At 68.4% G+C, this 19363-nt stretch carries 17 protein-coding genes and 1 tRNA gene; 8 read left to right on the top strand and 10 right to left on the bottom strand.

Annotated elements, in window-relative coordinates:
* The first annotated feature begins 115 nt into the window (after positions 1-115).
* The 4 genes from ASE28_RS25390 (at position 116) to ASE28_RS32320 (ending at position 4103) form a co-directional block, all read left to right on the top strand.
* On the top strand, positions 116-775 hold the full coding sequence (locus ASE28_RS25390) for a response regulator transcription factor (RefSeq protein WP_057269174.1): 660 nt from the start codon (positions 116-118) through the stop codon (positions 773-775).
* The gene (locus tag ASE28_RS25385) at positions 772-2160 is read left to right on the top strand and encodes an ATP-binding protein (protein ID WP_057268991.1); all 1389 of its coding nucleotides are present in this window, start codon (positions 772-774) and stop codon (positions 2158-2160) included. The genes ASE28_RS25390 and ASE28_RS25385 overlap by 4 nt, the downstream gene beginning before the upstream one ends.
* A gap of 61 nt (positions 2161-2221) precedes the next feature.
* A complete protein-coding gene (locus ASE28_RS25380) occupies positions 2222-3217 on the top strand; it encodes a 2-dehydropantoate 2-reductase (protein ID WP_057269173.1) in 996 nt (331 codons plus the stop codon).
* 94 nt (positions 3218-3311) lie between these two features.
* Positions 3312-4103 carry a hypothetical protein gene (locus ASE28_RS32320; RefSeq protein ID WP_157422128.1) on the top strand — a complete coding sequence of 264 codons (792 nt, stop codon included), beginning with the start codon at positions 3312-3314 and terminating at the stop codon, positions 4101-4103.
* A 16-nt stretch (positions 4104-4119) separates the two neighbouring features.
* On the opposite strand, the gene ASE28_RS33245 is transcribed toward ASE28_RS32320, so the two are convergent.
* Complete coding sequence (locus ASE28_RS33245; protein WP_235516217.1) at positions 4120-4401, bottom strand: hypothetical protein; 282 nt, start codon at positions 4399-4401, stop codon at positions 4120-4122.
* A gap of 497 nt (positions 4402-4898) precedes the next feature.
* Between ASE28_RS33245 and ASE28_RS25365 the strand changes: the two genes are divergently transcribed.
* Both ASE28_RS25365 and ASE28_RS25360 read left to right on the top strand, forming a co-directional pair.
* Positions 4899-5129, top strand: a complete 231-nt coding sequence (locus ASE28_RS25365; RefSeq protein WP_057268989.1) for a DUF4287 domain-containing protein — start codon at positions 4899-4901, stop codon at positions 5127-5129.
* A gap of 359 nt (positions 5130-5488) precedes the next feature.
* Positions 5489-6094 (top strand): hypothetical protein, encoded by a 606-nt coding sequence (locus tag ASE28_RS25360; protein ID WP_057268988.1) that lies wholly within the window; start codon positions 5489-5491, stop codon positions 6092-6094.
* Between the two features lie 199 nt (positions 6095-6293).
* On the opposite strand, the gene ASE28_RS25355 is transcribed toward ASE28_RS25360, so the two are convergent.
* The 3 genes from ASE28_RS25355 to ASE28_RS25345 all read right to left on the bottom strand — a co-directional run bounded on the left by ASE28_RS25355 (position 6294) and on the right by ASE28_RS25345 (position 7892).
* Entirely contained in the window at positions 6294-6680 is a 387-nt protein-coding gene (locus ASE28_RS25355) for a hypothetical protein (protein WP_057201785.1), read from the bottom strand.
* Between the two features lie 121 nt (positions 6681-6801).
* The gene (locus tag ASE28_RS25350) at positions 6802-7239 is read right to left on the bottom strand and encodes a zinc-ribbon domain containing protein (RefSeq protein WP_057268987.1); all 438 of its coding nucleotides are present in this window, start codon (positions 7237-7239) and stop codon (positions 6802-6804) included.
* Between the two features lie 158 nt (positions 7240-7397).
* Complete coding sequence (locus tag ASE28_RS25345; RefSeq protein ID WP_057268986.1) at positions 7398-7892, bottom strand: Lrp/AsnC family transcriptional regulator; 495 nt, start codon at positions 7890-7892, stop codon at positions 7398-7400.
* Positions 7893-7986: 94 nt separating this feature from the next.
* Between ASE28_RS25345 and ASE28_RS25340 the strand changes: the two genes are divergently transcribed.
* On the top strand, positions 7987-8874 hold the full coding sequence (locus ASE28_RS25340; RefSeq protein WP_057268985.1) for a DMT family transporter: 888 nt from the start codon (positions 7987-7989) through the stop codon (positions 8872-8874).
* 510 nt (positions 8875-9384) lie between these two features.
* Here ASE28_RS25340 and ASE28_RS25335 read toward each other — a convergent pair.
* From ASE28_RS25335 to ASE28_RS25310, 6 genes are all read right to left on the bottom strand, one after another.
* Positions 9385-9459 (bottom strand) — tRNA-Arg (locus tag ASE28_RS25335).
* 182 nt (positions 9460-9641) lie between these two features.
* A complete protein-coding gene (locus tag ASE28_RS25330) occupies positions 9642-14114 on the bottom strand; it encodes a translocation/assembly module TamB domain-containing protein (RefSeq protein WP_057268984.1) in 4473 nt (1490 codons plus the stop codon).
* A gap of 59 nt (positions 14115-14173) precedes the next feature.
* Positions 14174-16096, bottom strand: a complete 1923-nt coding sequence (locus tag ASE28_RS25325) for an autotransporter assembly complex family protein (RefSeq protein WP_057268983.1) — start codon at positions 16094-16096, stop codon at positions 14174-14176.
* Between the two features lie 277 nt (positions 16097-16373).
* Complete coding sequence (locus ASE28_RS25320) at positions 16374-16967, bottom strand: hypothetical protein (protein WP_057268982.1); 594 nt, start codon at positions 16965-16967, stop codon at positions 16374-16376.
* 139 nt (positions 16968-17106) lie between these two features.
* Complete coding sequence (locus ASE28_RS25315) at positions 17107-17652, bottom strand: 2OG-Fe(II) oxygenase (protein ID WP_235516216.1); 546 nt, start codon at positions 17650-17652, stop codon at positions 17107-17109.
* A gap of 84 nt (positions 17653-17736) precedes the next feature.
* Positions 17737-18273: a hypothetical protein gene (locus ASE28_RS25310; protein ID WP_057268981.1), complete on the bottom strand. Its 537-nt coding sequence runs from the start codon at positions 18271-18273 to the stop codon at positions 17737-17739.
* A 264-nt stretch (positions 18274-18537) separates the two neighbouring features.
* Here ASE28_RS25310 and ASE28_RS25305 point away from each other — a divergent pair, with 264 nt between their 5' ends.
* Positions 18538-19095 (top strand): dihydrofolate reductase family protein, encoded by a 558-nt coding sequence (locus tag ASE28_RS25305; protein ID WP_057268980.1) that lies wholly within the window; start codon positions 18538-18540, stop codon positions 19093-19095.
* Positions 19096-19363 lie beyond the last annotated feature (268 nt).

Below are 19363 nucleotides of genomic sequence, written 5' to 3'. Positions count from 1 at the left end.
TGCGACGGAACGCCTGGCCAGGACCGCTGCGCTGAGCTTTGTGGTCCGTTTGGCAACTTCCCGTCAAAGGGCCGCTTCGGCGGCCCTTTCCCATTCATTGGCTATGCTTGTCACCATGCGCCTGCTCCTCGTTGAAGACGACCCCATGATCGGCGAAGCCGTGCAGGACCTGCTGCGCGCCGAGCACTACGCCGTGGACTGGGTGCGCGATGGCGATGCTGCCGACACGGCCCTGCGCGCCAACGCCTATGACCTGGTGATGCTGGACCTGGGCCTGCCCAAGCGCGACGGCATCACCGTGCTGCGCGACCTGCGCACGCGCAAGGACCGCACGCCCGTGCTGGTGGCCACCGCGCGCGATGCCGTGGCCCAGCGCATCGAGGGGCTCGACGCCGGGGCCGACGACTACGTGCTCAAGCCCTACGACCTGGACGAACTGCTGGCGCGCATCCGCGCGCTGCTGCGCCGCGCCTCGGGCCGGGCCGAGCCGGTGTACGAACACAAGGGCGTGAGCATCAACCCCAGCACGCGCGAGGCCAGCGTCAACGGCCTGCCCGTCGTCCTTTCGGGCCGCGAATGGGCCGTGCTGGAGCCCCTGCTCGCGCGCCCCGGCCTGGTGCTGTCGCGCCAGCAGCTCGAAGACAAGCTCTACGGCTGGGGTGACGAGGTCAGCAGCAATGCGGTGGAGGTTTATATCCACGGCCTGCGCAAGAAGCTCGGCCCCGACATTCTTTTGAACGTGCGCGGCGTCGGCTATCTCGTACCCAAAGCATGACGACAACGCAGCCCAAGTCCTGGCGCACCGCAGTGCAATCGCTGCTGCCGCGATCGCTGCGCGCGCAGTTGCTCATTTTCCTGCTCGCCGCCATTCTGCTCGCAGGGGCCGTGCAGGGCGTGCTGGCCTACCGCAGCGCGCTGGACGAGGCCGACTCGCTGTTCGACTACCACATGCAGCAGACCGCGCTGGCACTGCGCTCGGGCCTGCCGCCCGATGCGCGCGACCTGGGCCAGGGCCTCTCGGGCGAGGACGAGAACCACGAATTCATCGTGCAGGTGTGGACCAACGAGGGCCTGCGCATCTTCGAATCCGCCGTGGGCGCGGCGCTGCCGCAGATCGCGGTGCTGGGCTTTGCCAACGTGCAGGCGCGCGGCGGCACCTACCGCGTGTTCTCGCTGCAGACACGCTCGCAGGTCATCCAGGTGGCGCAGAACATGGCCGTGCGCAGCGGCATGGCGCGCACCCTGGCGCTGCGCACGCTGGCGCCGCTGGGGGTGATGGCGCCGCTGCTGGTGCTGGCCGTGTGGTGGGGCGTGAGCCGCTCGCTGGCCCCGGTGGAGCGCGTGCGCCGCCAGCTCGCGCGCCGCGAGGCCGACGACCTCTCGCCCGTGAGCGATGCCGCCTTGCCCGACGAGGTCCAGCCCCTGGTGACCGAGCTCAACCTGCTGTTCGAGCGCGTGCAGGGCGCCTTTGCCGCGCAGCAGCACTTCGTGGCCGATGCAGCGCACGAACTGCGCTCGCCCCTGGCCGCGCTGCGCCTGCAGCTGCAGGGCCTGCAGCGCGCCAGCGACGATGGTGCCCGCGCTGTCGCGGTGGAGCGCCTGTCCGCCGGCATCGACCGCGCCACGCGCCTGGTCGAGCAGTTGCTCACCCTGGCCCGGCAAGAGGCCAGCGCCGCCGGCCCCACCCCCACCGAGGCCGTGGACCTGCGCGCCGTGGCCCAGCTCGCCCTGGCCGACGTGGCACCTGCTGCGCAGGCCCGCGGCATGGACATGGGCCTGCTCGAATCCGACCCTGCCCCCGTGCCCGGCCGCCCCGAGGCCCTGCGCATGCTGGTGCGCAACCTGCTCGACAACGCCGTGAAATACACGCCCCCAGGCGGCCAGGTGGACCTGCAGCTGCGCCATGCCGATGGCGGGCAGGTCGAGCTGGTGGTGGAAGACAGCGGCCCCGGTATCGCCCCCGAGCACCGCGATCGCGTGATGCAGCGCTTCGTGCGCGAGACGGCCGACAACGCCCCCGGCAGCGGCCTGGGCCTGGCCATCGTGCAGGCCATCGCCCAGGCGCATGGCGCCAGCGTGGGGCTCGATGCATCGCCTCGGCTGGGCGGGCTGCGGGTGACGGTGCGGTTTCCTGGAGTGGCGGTGACCCCGGTCGCATAGGCAGCACCTGCGGCGGCATCCTGGCCGCACAATGCGCCTCAACATCAAGGGGCTGCATCGTATGAACTTCATCGTGTTGGGCGCAGGTGCCATCGGCTGCTACGTGGGCGGGCGCCTGGCCGCGCAGGGGCAAAGCGTCTGCCTGGTCGGCCGCCCCCACGCCATGGAGCCCCTGGCGCGTGAGGGCCTCACCGTCACCGACCTCGACGGCTACCGCGCCCATGTGCCCGCCGCGCACCTGCGCCTGGCTGGCACGCTGGCAGAGGCTGCGCCGGGCCCAGATACGGTGGTGCTGCTCTGCGTGAAAAGCGGCGCCACCGAAAGCGCCGCGCGCGAGCTGGCTGCTGCGTGCGCGCCTGGCATACCCGTCATCTCGCTGCAGAACGGCGTGGACAACGTGGCCCGTATAAAGGCACAGGCCCCCAGCCTCAAGGCCCTGGCCGGTATGGTGCCTTACAACGTAATACTGCGCGGCGCCCAGGTGCACCGCGCAACGGCCGGCGCCATCCAGCTGCAGCGCGATGCCGCCACCGAGCCCGTGGCCGCAGTCTTCAACACCGCCGGCCTGGCCACCGTTCTGCCTGAGGACATCCGCGCCGTGCAGTGGGGCAAACTGCTGCTCAACCTGAACAACCCTGTCAACGCCCTGTCCAACCTGCCCCTGCGCGACGAACTGCTCGACCGCGACTGCCGTTACGTCTTTGCCGCCCTGCAGACCGAGGCCCTGGGCGTGATGGAGCGCGCCGGCATCACCCCCGCCCAGGTCACCGCCGTATCGCCCCGCATGCTGCCCAGGGTCATGCGCCTGCCCAACTGGCTGTTCACCCGCCTGGCCAAGCGCATGCTGCAGATCGACGCGAGTGCCCGTTCCTCCATGTGGGACGACCTGGAGGCCGGCCGCGTGACCGAGATCGATGCGATCTGCGGCGCGGTGGTGCGGCTGGCGGTGCAGCATGGGGCGCAGGCGCCGCTGAGTGGGCGGATGTGTGAGCTGCTCAGTGGGCCGCGGTTGCGGTTGACAGGGGTGGAGATGAAGAGGGCGGTGGGGTTGGGGTGACCTGTGTCCGGCGGGCGATGGGGCTCGCCTGCCGAACTCCGCTCCAGTACAACCTTGTGCTGAAATTCGTCTTGCCAGACAGCCCATTTCGACCATGTATCAATCAATACTCTTTGCAGCCATGCTGCTTGCGTCATCGTTACCCGCCTTTGCCGCACCGCCGCGTATGGACACGCTGGCGATCAGCCCATCCGAAAACGGGGCGGCGCTCGGGTGTGCACCGGACAAGCTCTGTGTCGAAATCGCCCCAGCGCAATCCGGCTGCGAAGGACAGGCGTGCGCTACCGACGTGAGCCTGCAGCTGCCTGGCGGCCAGCGTGATCCGGCCCAAACGTCCTATCGGATAGCAGGGCTGCCATCCGCAGGCCAAGATGCGTCGATGGAGCTGTGGCCGGTGCTGGTCCGCTTCGACGGCGGTCTCCTGGCAGGCGTGCAAGCGCAGGAGCGGACCATGTATTCCGGCGGTGGGGCCAGTGCCACTACCCTGCACCTCATCGCGTTTGTGCCCGGTCAACCGCCGTTCGAGGTGCTGAGCGTTGCGCAAAGCGGCAGCGCGACGATCCGCGCGTGTTTCAGCGAGCATCACATGAAGCAGCGTGCCGGGGCTTGCCACGACGAATACGGCTTCGACGCCAGCCTTGCACTGACTGGAGCATCTGCAGGAGGCATGCCGGTGCTGCGCTACCGCAGCAAGGCGACCTCTTTTCCGGGGCGAGTGTCGCGCTCCAAAGACTCGCTGGCGGGGCCGCCTCTTCGGCAACGCGACCTGGTCACCGTGAGCGATCCCCAATGCAGTTACCAGCGGTTGTACCGCTTTGCCCCGCAAGCCCGCGCTTACGTACCGGATACCCCCGTGCCCGACTGCTCGAACTACACTGTGCCCTGACGCCCTGTGCGCGCCTTCACTGGCGGCTTCCGGGCCTGACTGCCAGGGCCACGATGGCGATACCGCCAGCGATGATCAACGCGTCCTCGATCAGGCCGCTCTTCGTCTGGCCGATTTGTTTCATGGCGCTCTTTCTGGCATCCAGGGTGATGTAGGCCAGAGGCACTGCGGTGGCCACCGCTACCAGCGCACCGGCTTGCTCGCGGCCACGCGGGGCCAGTGCCGCACCGGCAATGCCGGCGCTCATGACCCGCGCCAAAAGGCCCAGGGCCACCGTCCTGTCAGGGGCCGTCTTCATCTTGTCGCCTGCCAACTCCCCAGCCCCATTGCGAGCGCACCGTACTTGAACAAAGGGCGGTCCAGCAGTGCGAGCCTGCCAGGCGTGGAGTGGCCCAGCAGCCTCGCTGCCGACAGCGTGGCCATCGGTGTCATGGAGCGGGCGCTGGCAACCGCCCCAATGAGCGCGGACCAGAGCAGACTAGGCGTTTTCATGTGTTTCCCATCGGTGATGCAGATGGGCAATCGTCGGGGGTAACCGGCATTCCTGGGATTGCTTGAACTCGCTGACAGGCGTAGGACAGTCTCGCGCGTCGCTCTACGGCTGCCCACAAAAGCTACGATGGCGGCGAGAGGCCGACAGCATCCAACCAATCCATCCAAATTTTTGGCAACGGCTTGTCGATACCCAACCCCTTCGTTCGTCGTAGCAACAGGAGGCCGCAGAAACAGGGGCGCATGGCACGCACCGTGTGCCCCGTCTGCCCCCCCCCAGCCCATCCACCAAGGAGCCAGCCCATGCCCGAGTCCAGCACCAACGCCAGCACCACCCCTGTCAAAGGTCCCGCCTCGTACTTCCCCTCCATCGAGGCCAAGTACGGCCAGCCCATCAGCCACTGGATGGACCTGCTACGCGCGGCGGGCGCGCCAAAGCACATGGAGTATGTGGCCCTGCTCAAGACCGACCACGGCCTGGGCCATGGGCATGCCAATGCGCTGGTGGCGGCGTACCTAGCGCGGGGCAAGTAGCGGGCCGCCAGGGAGGCTGGCTGCGCGCCTCCTTCGGCCATGCGCCGACGTGGTGGCCAGTGGTATGCATCGGCCCACTGTCGGGCCACGTGCGCAGCTTGGACGGGCCCTGCCCGCCGGCTGCCTTCTGCGCGGCGCGCACCGGCGGCCGCGCGCGCCGCAGCGGCAATGGACTGGACAGAATGTCCACTGCCAAGAGGCCGCGATTGCCTACCATCGGACCGGCTCCAGCGCGAAGCCCCGTTGCCTGCTTGATTGATGATTGATCTCTCTTGCATTCTGCGGGCCTGGGATGCGCCACCGTACCGGCCTTCCAGATGCTGGCCGCCACACACACCCGTCAATACGCGAAGAAACCCATGTCCATTTCCCTCTACCTGCTCATGCCCCTCAGCAAGCAGGCGTTCGAGAACCCGGCCAACACCCGGCGAGCCATCGATCTGCTGGTGCAGCAGGGCCTGGTGTCCCCTGACCAGACCACCGATGTCTGGAGCTATCCCTACGACAGCGAGGAAGATGAGCACGGCGAGGAGCAGCTGCCGCACGCCACGCTGGGGGCGCTGCGCGATGCGCTCGACGGTATCCGCACCGATGAGATCAACTTCGATGCTGGTTTCAGCCAGTACAGCTCGGAGCACAAGGACGGCGAGGGCCAGGGCAGGTTGCCGGGCATCAACGCGCTGACGCAGCAGCTGCAGGACCACATGGCCGCGTTCTGCGAGCAAAACGACATCGACTACACCCTGGACGTGTACGGGCACGTGAGCATCGGCTTCATGAGCGCAGAGGGCGAAGACGGCCTGGGCGAGATCCGCGGCATCGGCGTGTTCTGCGACGGCAATGTCGCGCCCTTCATGGAAGATGCCGGCTACCTCGAAGCCGCCAAGACGCTGGAGATCTATGCCTTGTTCGAGAAGCTCGCGGCCATCTATGGTGAAGCGCCGACCCTGCAGTTCCGGGGCTGATTCAAAGAACAAGGGTGCAGTGCGGTTACCGTCGAGTTCAGTGCAACGCCGAACCAGCCAAGGGCCTCACGCGCGCAAGTGCTGCTTTGCTCAAGACCGACAGTGGCTTGGCTAAAGGCAATTGGCCTGCGGCCCTGGGTGGCCGGGATGCGATGGAGGCCACTGGCGGATTCGCTGTCGATGCACAGGTCCCTCGTGCCTAAGTGGGTGTATCGCTGAAGGGCTCCGCTGCTACCTGGTGCTCGTCCTCGTAGACGATGTAGCCGGGCCGCTTGGTCTTTAGGACATCCACCGGCACATCATGCTCGGCAAGCAAAGCGGACATGCGCCGCATCTGGCGAATATGCTCCACCGCAGAGTCCTTGAACCAACTCAAGGCCACCTTCTTGGCGTGTGGCCGGGCAGCCCGCGCGAAGCTGCTTGGCTGCTTCAGGTGGTGGCGGAACCAGTCCCGCAACTCCATGTAGATGTCCTGATGATGGCCTTGCAGGCGGCCTTCGGACTCCAGATCTGCCAGAGCCTGGAACAGGCCCTGGCGTCTTCCAGAGTCGTCATCATTTTTGTGAACTACAAAACGCGTGAACATCGTTGCGCGATTGTGCGTTCGGCCGAAGTCGGTGCCCGGCCAAAGGCCGAAGTCGGATAAGCAACCGGGTGCCGCAAAGCGGGGTCTGCCGTGCTCTCCATGCCAGGCGTCCCCGTCCGCATCAGCATTCGCGCCCCCGCAACAGGGCCACCAACATGTGGGTGTTGCCTTCGTCCCGGCTCCCTCCATAGTCCACATGCTGCTGCAGAAGGCCGTGCCAGCGCCGTAGGAACGGGGTGTCGGCATTGCATTCGGCCCGGGCGGTCTGCCAGCGGTGTGCGCATCCCAGCAGTTCGGCTTCAATCTGCATCCGGGTGGCGAAGCACTCCGCGCACAGCACCCGGGCCTGCCAGATGTAGGCCTTTCGCACTTCGTAAGCCTCTCGCTGCTCCTGGCCCGTAAACACCGCCGCTTTCCTGCAGTGCCGGCAGGTGTAGTGGCGGTCGGTGTACTCGCGAGGGGGCGACTGGTAGGCATACGACTGCTTGCTGCTGTCGGACCAGTGTTCGGGTGAGGTGGGCACCGCCAAGATGTGCGGCGGTTGCTCTTTCTTTTCCATCAGATGGTGCTTCTATTTCTTTGGTTCAGGGCAGGTTAGCAGCTACAGCCCATTGCCCAAAGCCCTGTTGCGCGCCTACGCGCCTAGCTGCACCTCCAACGCGACAACTGCGCTGGTCAGCGCACAAGGGCTTAGATGTCGACAGCCCGGGCCGCCACTCAGGCGGCGCCTCCCTCACCCGTGCCCAACGGCACCTGCAACCCCGCCTTCAAACACCCCAGCGAGACCGAGGTGCGAAACCGCCGCACATTGTCGTCGCCCTCAAACAGGCGCCGCGTCAGCGCGTCGTAGTCCGCCATCGACGCAACGGTCACCACCAGCAGGTAGTCGGCTTCGCCGGTCACGCAGTAGCACTGCTGCACGGCGGCCTCGGTGGCGATGCGGGCGCGCAGCGGGGCGGTGCGGTCGGGGCGCTCGTTTTCCAGATGCACCTCGACCATGATGGTCAGGGGCAGGCCCACCTTCTCGGGGTCGATCACGGCCACGTTGGCGCGGATCACGCCGGTTTGCTCCAGCCGCTGGATGCGCCGCTGCACGGCGGGCGCCGACAAGTGCACGGCCTGCGCGATGGCGCGCTGGGGCGTGGTGTTGTCGCGCTGCAGGATGTCGAGGATGGCCAGGTCGAAGGCGTCGAGGGCGGGTGAGGCGGGCATGGCATTCCTTCCTGCGGCGTGGGTGAGCGAAAGTTGCGTGGCGAAGCCCTAATTCGAGTCAAAAGCAAACCGCACTCGCACTATATTTTCAACCATGTCCTCCCTGTTGATCCGCTACCAGCGTTTTGTTCCCTTTCTCGCCGTGCTCGGCGCCGTCACGGCCCTGGGCATCGGCACCTCGTGGGCCAAGCACTACCTGTTTCCCTTGGTGGGCGCACAGGGCACCACGGCCGTGCGCGTTGGCTTATCGGCGCTGCTGCTCTTGCTGCTGTGGCGGCCCTGGCGCTGGCAGCTGTCGCGCAAAGACCTGCGCGCCATCGTGCTCTACGGTGCCATGCTGGGCGCCACCAACCTCACGTTCTACATGTCGCTGCGAACGCTGCCTTTCGGGCTGGCCGTGGCCATCGAGTTCTCGGGCCCACTGCTCATGGCCGTGCTGTCCTCGCGCCGCGCCATCGACTTCGTCTGGGTGGCCCTGGCCGTGGTGGGCCTGGGCATGCTGCTGCCCCTGGGCATGAACGGCAGCACCCTCGACCCCACGGGCGTGGCCTATGCGCTGGCGGCCGCCACCTTCTGGGCCCTGTACATCGTGTTCGGCAAGCGCGTGGGGCATTTGCATGCCGGGCATTCCGTCTCGCTGGGCCTGCTCGCCGCAGCCGTGGTGGTGGTGCCCGTGGGCGTGGTGCATGCCGGCACTGCGCTGCTGTCGCCCTACGTGCTGTTGGTGGGCGTGGGCGTGGCGGCCGTGTCCAGCGCCATCCCCATCTCGCTGGAGATGATGGCCTTGAAGCGCCTGCCCAAGGAGGCCTTTGGCATCATGATCAGCATGGAACCCGCCGTGGCCGCCTTGCTGGCATTGGTGCTGCTGGGCGAGGTGCTGACCTTCAACCAGTGGCTGGCAATCTGCTTGATCATGTCGGCGTCGATGGGGACGGCCATGACGGCGCGGCGCGCCGAGCAGGGCAAGCTGCAGCCGGCGTAGTGGCGGGCCGGGTGACATCCTTTTCAGCCCTTCCGATTCTGCGGCCTGCCATACCCGTCACCCTGCGGCTTTTGGCCTACTTGGACTTCGCGCCATCCGTCCGGGTCGGTTCTCCGACAGGTGCCTGTAGGACAGCGGGGGCTGCAAGGCGTTGGCCTGCTGCCCCTCCCCGGGGCCCGTACTCCTACACCTTGCGCGCAAACATCTTGCCATAGTGGAGGTGCCGCTTTCATGGTGCGGTGCCACGTGGGCAGACGTGGCCGGATAGGCGCCCAGTATCTGCGGGGTACTCCAGCCGGCCTATCTTTTGCCCGCCCTTCGGGGCGGGCATTTTTTACCGGTTCGGCTGGCGGCTGTGGAGCCACGGCCTGCGGTTCAGATGCTGGGCGTGCTGCGAAGGCAGTCCGCAGCGAGGCGGGCAGGGGGAGACGTAGCCGACGGCGCCGTGCCTCCGGCATCTCCCCAGAGCCTGTGTCGCGCTTGCAAATTATTGATTTGCAAGGCCTGAGGTGGTCCCCTCGACAGGAATCGAACCTGTATCTAGCGCTTAGGAGGCACTCGTTCTATCCATTGAACTACGAGGAGGACGCAGCGGGCGATTGTAGGGGCTGCGCGGGTGCTCCTGCGGCAAGGCTGGGTTTTTGCGCTATGCACTGCCCCCGCATGCGGCTTTGTGTTTAGCCGCCTGGCTAGGCGGGAAGCCGCAGACAGTGCTGTAGCACGGCAAGGCGAACCAACGACGCCAGGTGGTTGAACGCAATGCCGCATCAGTCGTACTTCAGCGTATAGATGATGTCCACCGCACTCTGCGCCCCCGTCTGCCCGCGCAGGGTCAGGCGGCGCGACAGGTCATAAAAGATGTACAGCGTGCCCAGCGTGCCCGACAGGCTGCGCTCGTACGTCACATACAGGTCGGTGGACAGGCGCTTGCCGAAGGTCAGCGCCGCGCCGGTGGCGTCGTCGCCCGAACCCGGGCCCTTGAAGCCGATCTCGTCCAAGCCCAGGCGGCTGGCGACGTTGGCGGTGCCGCCGCCGCCCTTGCGGCCTAGCAGGGCCAGGGCGGCCTGCTGCAGCACGGCGGCTTCGGCGCCGCCGGCCGCGGCGTCGCGGCCCAGCACCACCCAGGATAGTTTTTCGGCGTCGGGCAGATCGGGGTCCGAATACAGGCGCACGCGCGGCGCCAGGGCCGAGCCGCTGACCTGCACGCCCGCGCGCACGCTGATGTTGGGGCGCAGCGCCAAAATGTCGAGCGAGGGGTTGTTGTACGGGCCGCTGAAGCGGATGAGCCCCGTCTCCACGTCCAGCACCTGGCCCCAGGCACGGTAGCGGCCCTGTTCAGTGCGCACCTCGCCGATCACGCGTGGGGGCGCGCCGGGCACCGAGCTGCTGCGCACCTCGAGCTCGCCCGTCAGGCGCGTGGTGATGCCCTGGCCCTGCAGCGCAAAGTCGCGCCCCAGGTTCAGGGTGATGGCGATGTCTGGCGGCTTGGCCGTGGTGGGCGTGGTGCCGGTGGCGGGCTGCGCGGCGGCCTGCGTGGCCTTGGCCACTGCCTGGGCCTTGGCCTGGGCCTCGCGGTCCTTGGCGGCGGACCGCACCACCACGTCGCTGCCCAGGCTGGGCGCGGTCTCGTCGGGCAGTATGATGGTGGCGCGGTCAGTGGTCAACTGCCCGCGCACGCTGAACTGGCCCTGCTGCAGCTGTGCCTGCACCTTGCCCGACACGCTGACCTGCCGGTCGGCCCGGCCCAGCACCTGCAGGGCCTTGGCCTCGGCCTGAAAACTCATGGCCAGGCCCGACATGCCACTGCTGTTGTTGGCTGCCGCATCGCCCCAGTTCACACGGCCCGTGCCGGTGAGGGTGCCGCCGTCTTGCGGCGCGGCCGTGCGGTTGCCGCTGTAGCCGGGGATGCGCGCCTTGCTGCCGCTGCCCCCGCGCAGGCGAAACTCCGTAATGTCCAGCTGGTTGCCATTGAGCGCCGCGCGCAGGCGCCCGCCCTGCAGGTCCACCCCGTCGAGGATGGAGCGCACGGCCAGCTCGTCGGCCCCCAGCGTGCCGGCCCAGCGCGGCGCGGCGCGGGTGCCCGACAGGGTGGCATTGGCATCGAGCGTGCCGCGCACGCGCCAGCCCGGCGGCGCCAGGGCCGACCATACGCCCACGTCGGGCAGGCGGGCGCGCAAGGTGCCGGCCAGCGGCGCGTCGGGCGCCAGCGTGGTCTGGGCCAGCGTGCTGCCCAGGGTGAGGCGGGTGCTGGCGGTGGCGTCCACCTCGCCAGCACGGTCGCTGGCCCACACCAGCTTGGCGCGCAGGGCATCGCCCTCCGCCTCCAGGCTCAGCTCGGCCTGGCGCACGCCGGCATTGCTGCCGCTGCCCGGCTCTTCGGTCACGGTGGCCTTGGGGCTGCCGGCGCCGGTGCCCTGGCCGCTGCTCTGCACGGTGGTGATGGCGGCCGAGTCCACGGCCAGAATGCGCAGGTCGCCCGAGGCGCGGCGCACGCTGGCGCTGGCGCGCAGGGGACCGTTGCTGGTGTCCACGTTCCACTGCCCGTCAAACACGATGTTGCCCGCCAGGCCCAGGCGGGCCAGCAGGGGCTGGGCGGGCTTGCCGGCGGCATCGCTGCCACCGCCAAACGCATCGACCCAGGCCATGGGCAGGCCCTGCAGGCTGCCCTGCGTCTGCAGGCGCAGCGGGCTGCCGCCGCCACCGGCGTAGGTGATGGGCTGCCAGCGCAGTGTGGCGGTGCCCGGCACCGGCCCGGTGATGCGCGCCTGGCCGGCCGTGGCCTGCACCGACAGGGCTGCACCGGGGCTGGCAGCGGTGGTGCCCGATGCCGCAGGGGCCGCGGCAGCAGGGGCCGCACCCATGCGCAGCTTCACGGTCACCGGCTCGGCCAGCTGCACGGCCCAGGGGCCGGGCAGTTGCGTGTCCTGCGCTTGCAGGCGCAGCTCGGTCACCTGGGCCTGCCACTCGTTGGCGCCGCCCATGCCGCCCGACAGGCGCGTGCGCACCGTGGCGCGCTGCGTGCCGGTGCGGGCCTCGCCATCCAGTGCCAGCGTGGCCTGGGCCAGCGAGCCTGCCACCTCGGCATTCACGCCGCGCAGCTGGATGGCGGACATGGGGCTCGCAACCCCTGTAGCGCCCTTGCCCGGTGGCAGCGCCACGTCGAGCTGCGGCGCATTTACGCGCGCCTGCAGGGTGAAGTTGCTCGCGGCGTCCTTGCCGCTTGCGGGCAGGGCCTTGCCGGCCGCCAGCGCCTCGATCTGGCGTTGGGCGGTCTGCCAGCCGCCCGTCCAGCGCGCATTGAGTTGTGCCTGGCCCTTGGCCGTGGCGCCCTTCATGGCATCGCCCAGGCCCGGCAGGCTGGCCAGCCAGGCCTGCGTGCGCTCGGCATCGCTCAGTTGCACCTGCAGTTCGCCCGCGCCCTTGGTAGGTGCGATCTGGCCATTGGCACTGGCCGTGGCGCCAGGCATGGTGGCGCGCAACTGCCCCTGGGCCGATTGTTCGCCAATGGCCACGCGCAGCTGCGTGGCCTCGACCTTGGCCTGCAGGGCGTCGAGCAGCAGGCGGTCCAACTGCACCGTGCCGCCACCCGTCTGCGCAAGGTATTGGCCCTGCGCTGTAAAGACGTTGATGCGCAGCAGCGGGGCGCTTTTCTTGCCCGCTGCCTGCACGAGGGCTTGCGCAGGGGCCGTGCCCGTGGCGCGGATGTCTGCCGTAAAGCGCACGGCCTGGTCGGCCTGGCCCTGGGCCGTGATGCGCCCGCCCAGCGGTGCTGCGGCCAGCGCGGTGTGCAGCGCGTCAGGCCGCAGGTTGCGCAGCTCTGCCTGGCCTTCGGCCGCACCGGTGGCGGGGGTGAACTGGCCCTTGAGGGCAATGGTGCCAGCCGCCTTGCCCGTGCCGATGGTGGCGGTGGCGGCGGGCACGTCCCAGCGCGCGCCGTCAAAGCCCGCGCGGGCCTGCAGTGCGGCCAGGGGCAGGTGCCTGGTGTCCCACGGGCCGGGCAGGTCGTTGCGCAGGTCGGCCTCGATGTTCCAGCCCGTGCCGGCGAGTGAGGGCGCCGCAGCGGGCGAGGTGGGTGTGGATGCCGGGGCCGAGGGGGCGGCAGGGGCGCCAGGGGCAGCAGCCGTGGCCGCCACCGGGTCCACCTTCACAGTGCCATGCAGCAGGGTGCGTGGCGCCTGGGGCCACAGGGCCGCCAGGTCCAACGCCTTGAGGGTGGCGGCAGCCTGCTTGAGCGGCTGGGGCACCCAGGGGAGGATGGTGGCCTGCACATCGGCCTGCATGGGCTCGGTGGGGGCGCTTGCCTTGGCGGGAGTTGCGGGCGCGTTCTTGCGCGGTGCAGCGGCGGGTGCCGATGCGGACGAGGCCGCCGCCTGCGCCGCCACCGCCACGGGCTGCAGCCGCGCGGCCAGCTCCAACTGCGCCGCCGCCGTAGCCAGCGTGCCCTGCACGGTGGCGTGCGCGCCCACCTGCAGCGGGTGGCCACCGCCCGGGGGCGTGGTCTGCACAGTTCCGTCCACCGTGGCGTCGATGGCCATGGGGGCCTGGGCCTGCAGCTTCACGCGGGCGCTGTAGCGGCCCTGGGCCAGCTCCACGTTGTCGATCTTCAGGTGGTGATCGGTGCCGTCATAGCGGTAGTCGCCAGCCAGGTTCTGGGCCTGCACGGCGGGTTGGCCGGCCAGGCTGATCTGCTGCTCGGGCGAGCCCGCCCACTCCAGGCTGTCCACCTTGAAGGGCACGGCCACCTGCACGGGCAGCACCAGCTGCGTGAGCGGTTTCAGAGGCTCGTTGCTGGCGGGCGCCGTGGCCTGGGGTGTGATGCGCAGGCGCGCGGCATGCACCTCGCCCAGCTCCACCTTGCGGCTGAGCAGCGGGGCCAGTTGCCAGCCGATGCGCGCGCCGTCCACCTCCACCACCATGGCCGGGCTGCTCCAGCGCAGCCAGCCAATGCTGCCGCCCGTGCGCAGCGATCCGCTCACGTCGCGGCTCTCCAGCTTCTGGTCCGCCGGCAGATACTGCGCCGCGCGTGCCAGCGCCTGGGCCAGCGATGTGTTGCTGCCCGCCCACCACCACACGGCGCCGGCGGCGGCCAGCACCAGCGCCAGCAGGCCCAGCACCAGCCAGGCCAGCAGCCGCAGCCAGGTGCGGCGCCGGCGTGGCGGTGGCGGCGGGGCCGACGACCCGGCGCTGAAATCGGGCGAGCGGTTGGCAGTGGCAGAGGAAGGCGGGTTGCGTGCGGACATCAATCAATCGGTCAGAGGATCAGGCGGGCGGTGATGGGTAAAAAAAGAGGAGGGTCCGGTCAGAAACTGAAGCCCAGCCGCAAGTGCAGCCGCAGCTCCTTGGCCTGCACGCCATAGGCCAGGTCGGCCTGCAGCGGGCCCACGGGGCTGCGCCAGCGCACACCGGCACCCACGCCCACGCGCGGGTCCAGGTCGCCCACCTTGTCGGCCACGGCGCCGGCATCCACGAACAGGGTGCTCTCCCAGTCCGTCATGCTGCCCTTGTAGACGATGGGGCGCTGCCACTCCAGGCTGCCCACGGCCATGTAGCGCCCGCCGTAGAGCTGGCCGTTGTCGGTGCGCGCACCGATCTTGCGGTAGCCATAGCCGCGCACCGTGGTGTCGCCACCGGTCAAAAAGAGCTGCGTCACCGGCAACTGCGCGCCCTCGCGTGCAAACACCGCCCCGCCCTCGGCCCGAACCGACAGCCGCGCTGCGCGCGATGCACCGTCGTCTGCCTCCACACGCCCCGCGGCGATGAAGCTCTGCCAGCGCAGCAGCGTGCGCACAAAGGGGTCGCGCTCGGGCGTCAGCGTGGTGCCCACGCCCAGCTCGGCCGCAATGCCGTGGCCGCGCGTGGGGGCGGTGTTGTTGTTGAAGTAGCGGCCCGTCCAGCCGTAGTTCACGCTCAGCGCCGTGCCCGAGGGCGGGGCGTTCAAGCCCTGGCTCTTGGCATAGTCGTACTGCAAAAAGTAATTGCGGTCGATGTTCTTGGTGCTCTTGCTGCGGCCACCGCGCAGGCGTGCGCTGTTGGTCTCGTAGTCACCCGTGTCCTCGCGCTGCACCTGGCCGCCGGCAAACCAGCGCCAGCCGTTCTCGCCGGGCAGGTCGGTCCACTCGGTGGAAAGCAGCTTGTTCTTGCGGTCGAGCGACAGTTTGCTCACCGCGCGCCAGCCCAGCAAGGGCATCTGGTTGTGGATGTGGTCGACGGTCAGGCGCGGCCCGCTGTCGGTCGACAGGCCTGCACCAAACACCACTTTTTGCAACTGCGCCTCGCGCACCTGGGCCACCACCGGCACGGCCAGCGGGTCGGTGCCCTCGGTGTCCAGCGTCAAGAACACCGCGTCGTAGTACCCGCTGCTGGCCAGGCGCAGTTGCGCATCCAGCAACTCCGTCTCGTCGTAAATGGCGCCCGTGGGCAGGCGCGCCAGGCGGCGCGCGCCATCAGGGTCGTAGCGCTGGTTGCCGTCCACGCGCAGCGGGCCAAAGCGGTACAGCGGGCCCGTGTCGTAGGCCACGCTCAGGTTGGCCTCGTGCTTGTCGGCGTCCACCTCGGCACGGCTGTTGGTGATGCGCGCCGTGGGGTAGCGGCGCACCTGCAACTGGCGCAGGCCATCGTTCTTGGCACCATCCCACGCCGACTGGGTGAAGGCCTTGCCCGGCGGCAGCCCCCAGCCGTTCTGCACCCGCCGCAGCTGGCGCGCGCGGCCCTCGCCGTCCTGCGCATTGCTCACCGCTTCGGCAAAGGTGATGTCTGCTTTGGCAATGTGCGTCTGCGGCCCCGGGTCCACCGTCACCACCACCGTGCGCGGCGCCAGTTTCGCATCGGGTGTTTCGGTCAGCTCCACCGTGATGGTGGGCGCAAAGTAGCCCAGCGTGCCCAGCAGCTCGCGCGCATTGGCATCGGCCGCGCCCAGCAGGCGCTGCAGCTCGCTGGCCTGCAGGTCGGGCAATTGGCGAAAGCGCTGCAACTCCAGGTGCCGCTCCAGCGTCTCGCGCACCGAGTCCGGCCCGCGCACCTCCACTGCAAACGAGGGGCTGCCGTCCGAGTCCGCCTCGATGGGGCTCGACGCCGCATCGCGCGGCGGCTCTTCACCCCCGCGCCCGGGCAGCAGGCTGCAGCCCTGCAGCAGCAACGACGAGGCGGCACTGAAAAGCAGCAACGCCGACCATCGGGCCGGCGTTGAAAAAAGGGCAGTGTGCGAGAGGGGGCTACGGGACACGGCAAACAGCTTCGGTTGGGATGGACGATGTCATGGTACGGCACGGTGCAGACACGACAGGCACAGCGGCACCAGGGGTGCGAGCGGCGCGCGAACAAGGTGTTATGGGCCTGCCAGCGATGCCACACTATCGCCGCAAAACCCGCGTTTCCTTGTAAGACAGCTTCCCGCAGCGTATCGGGGTGTGTCCGTTGCGAGGGTGACTCCTGGCCGACAGGGCATACGCGACGGTTGGGATTTCGGACACCCAACTCGGCTGCGTGATTTCCTTCCCAGGTCATGGGCTGGCAAACGCCGTGGTGATGGCCGCCCTCTCGCGGAGGTCCTGCGCCATGGGCGCGCCTTGCTGGCCCCGCGAACTGCACACCGTGGCCTGCCCAGGCCCCCAGTCCGGCGCGAAAACCCGGTACCCGAAATCCTGGTAGGTGACGACCACCTGCCCCAATCTTTCCTCGGTCACGGCGGCTGCATGCAGGGTCAGCCGCACTTCGTTGGGAACGTTCTGCAGGATGCGCTTAAACCGGTATTGAGCGGCCTTGCTCAGGTCCGCAGGAAAGGGCCGGAACCCCGCGTCCCACATATTCGCCTTCTCGGTGGTGCGCTTCAGATCCCACAGCTGCCCTGCCGCATCGGCGTAGCGCACGAAGTCAATCTGGGGGTAGGAAGCCAGGAGGATGCCCGCCTCATCGGGTTCAGCGCTCCAGCCTGCATGCACGGCCAGGGGGCGATCGACTTGCAAGCCGGCCCGTTGCGCGCAAATCTGCGTGAACCGGTAATAGCCCATGGCATTGCTCGCAAAGTAGATGGCCAGGGTCAATGCCAGGAAGGTGATGACCGAGAGGGATAGGATGATTTTCTGTCGTGTTTCCATAGTCAGTGCCTCTCGGAACAGGTTCTAAGAGCGGATAACAAAACTCAGCGAAGCGGTTCTGGCTAGGCGCAGCGTTGCAGGCAGTACGAGTAGTACGACAAGACGATGCAACGACGCCAGGAGAGTTTTGTTAGCCGCTCTAAAGATTGCGGTACATCACATCCGTGCGCAGCACATACTTCACCCCACCCGTCACCACCGAGCCCTGGTGCCGCAGCCGGTGCGGAAACACCAGTGCCGTGCCCTGCGCGGGCTGCACGCGCTCCCAGCCGAAGTCGGTGCTGCCGCCTTCAAAATCGGCGTTCAGGTAGACCATGAAGGTGAGCAGGCTCTCCTGGTCCAGCCCCAGCCGCACAGTACCGTCCTGGTGCCAGGTGAACTTCTGTTCCTTCTCATACCGGTAGTAGCGAAACCGCTCGTTGAGCCCGCTCAGCACCAAGCCCTTGAGCTCCGCCGGCAAGGCAGGTCGCGCGCGCTCGAACAGCTTGGCGGCCAGTTCACGCCGCTCGAAGATCACCCGGTCGTTGTTGCGCGCATCCTTGTACAGCAGCTCGCCATCGTCCGTGCGAATCGCGGCCTCCTCGTAGCCCAGGCCTTCGCTGTCGGCGATGTACTGGGCGCATTCCTGGGGCGACAGGAAGCCATCGATGGTGAAGACACCGGCACCGAGGGAGTTGACTTTCAAGGGGGCTGGTTGGCTCGACATGGCGGGCATCGTACCTGCAGCTTTTGAAGAGCGCGATCAATGATTGGCAGGTTGGCGGCTCGATCAAAACACCACCCACAGCGCCACCCCCACCACCGCCCCCATCAGCAAGGCCGGCGCGGCCACCGACCAGTCCTGCGTGGACGGCACGCTCGCTCCGAAGGCCGACGCCGCCAGCCAGGCATGCAGCCCGTACGCCACGCCCGACCCGGCACCCGGCATGAAGGTGGTGGCCCACCAGAAGCTCAAGGGCGCCAGCGCCACCGGTGCCAGCGCTATGGGCAGCGAGCGCAGGTACCCCGCCTGGAACCGCACCGACCCCAGCCGCCAGCCCCCATGCGTGCGCACCGGCACCAGGTTGGGCATGGTGGGCCGGGCGCCCAGCAACGCGGCCACGGTCCAATGCATGGCCTCATGCAGCGCAGTGCCCGGCAGCACCGCCAGGCAGTACGACCACATGCCGATGTGCACACACAGGCGCTGGAAGATGAGGATGCCCGCGAGGACGAGCCAGTCCCTGGAGCCCAGGGTTTGGGCGCGCGCGGTGGCCCAGGCCAGGGGGTGGGTGAGGGCTTCGGTAATCCATGCGGTGCTGTCCATGGGGGGTAATCAGCCAGTCATTGAAGAAGCGGGGGAGGAGCGCGTGCGCCAGGCGCTTGGAACACAGGGGCCATTGTCACGACGAAGCCCGGGATGCGCGTCAGACGGCATGCCTTGTTGGCCGGTATCGACCGGCTTGTCCCGCAGGTTCTGCGCCGTACATTAAGCCCTGGGCGGCATGGGATGGATGGGAACCGCGATGGTGCCCGCCCCCGGAGCCCGGCGGCGGGTTGTTCGTCGCGCATCTTGAACGGAAGAGACACCATGGGACTCTTGACTTTCAGCATCAACCTCACCCTCGACGGCTGCATCGACCACCAGGAAGGCATCGCCGACGACGAGACACACGCCTTCTTCACCCGCCTCATGGACGAAAGCGGAGCGATGCTGTGGGGCCGCGTCACCTACGAGATGATGGAGGGCTACTGGCCCGCGGTCGCCCGCGGCGAGGTGCCGGCACCGCCGGCGGTGCGCGAGTGGGCGGTCAAGCTCCAGGCCAAGCCCAAGTACGTGGTGTCCTCCACGCGAACGGACTTTCCGTGGGCCCACAGCCACGCCATCGCTGGCGACCTGCGCACGGGCGTGCAGCAGCTCAAGGACGCGACCCCGGGCGGCGTGCTTCTGGGCAGTGGCAAGCTCGCCACCGCACTCGACCGGCTGGACCTGATCGATGAGTACCAGCTGCTCGTTCACCCGCGCATTGCCGGCCATGGCCCGACCCTGTACGCGGGCGGGCTGCCCGGCACGCGGCGGCTGGAGTTGGTCTCGGCGAAGCCGTTGCGCTGCGGCGCGGTCGCGATGCACTACCGGCGCGCGCGCTGATTCGGAGATGGGCCATCCACTGGACAATTCGTCCAGTGCGGCGCGAAAGGCACCGCCTACCATCGCGCCATCGAATCCCGCCACCGCCGACCACAGGGAGCCAGGGTGGCGCTGCATCGATCATCACGCGCAGCAGCCACAGGCAATGCATCGCGGGCGACCTCGGCCATCACGACAGCAGTCAGACCTACACACAGACTTCATCCATGCAAGACGCTTCTTCATTCATCCAGCCCGGCACCTTCCGTATCCGCCAAGCCGACCAGCC

It is taken from the genome of Acidovorax sp. Root219 (genome assembly GCF_001428665.1).
Lineage (GTDB): Bacteria > Pseudomonadota > Gammaproteobacteria > Burkholderiales > Burkholderiaceae_C > Acidovorax.
The sequence above is the reverse complement of the archived record's forward strand: the minus strand, read 5'-3'. Positions and strand labels throughout refer to the sequence as shown.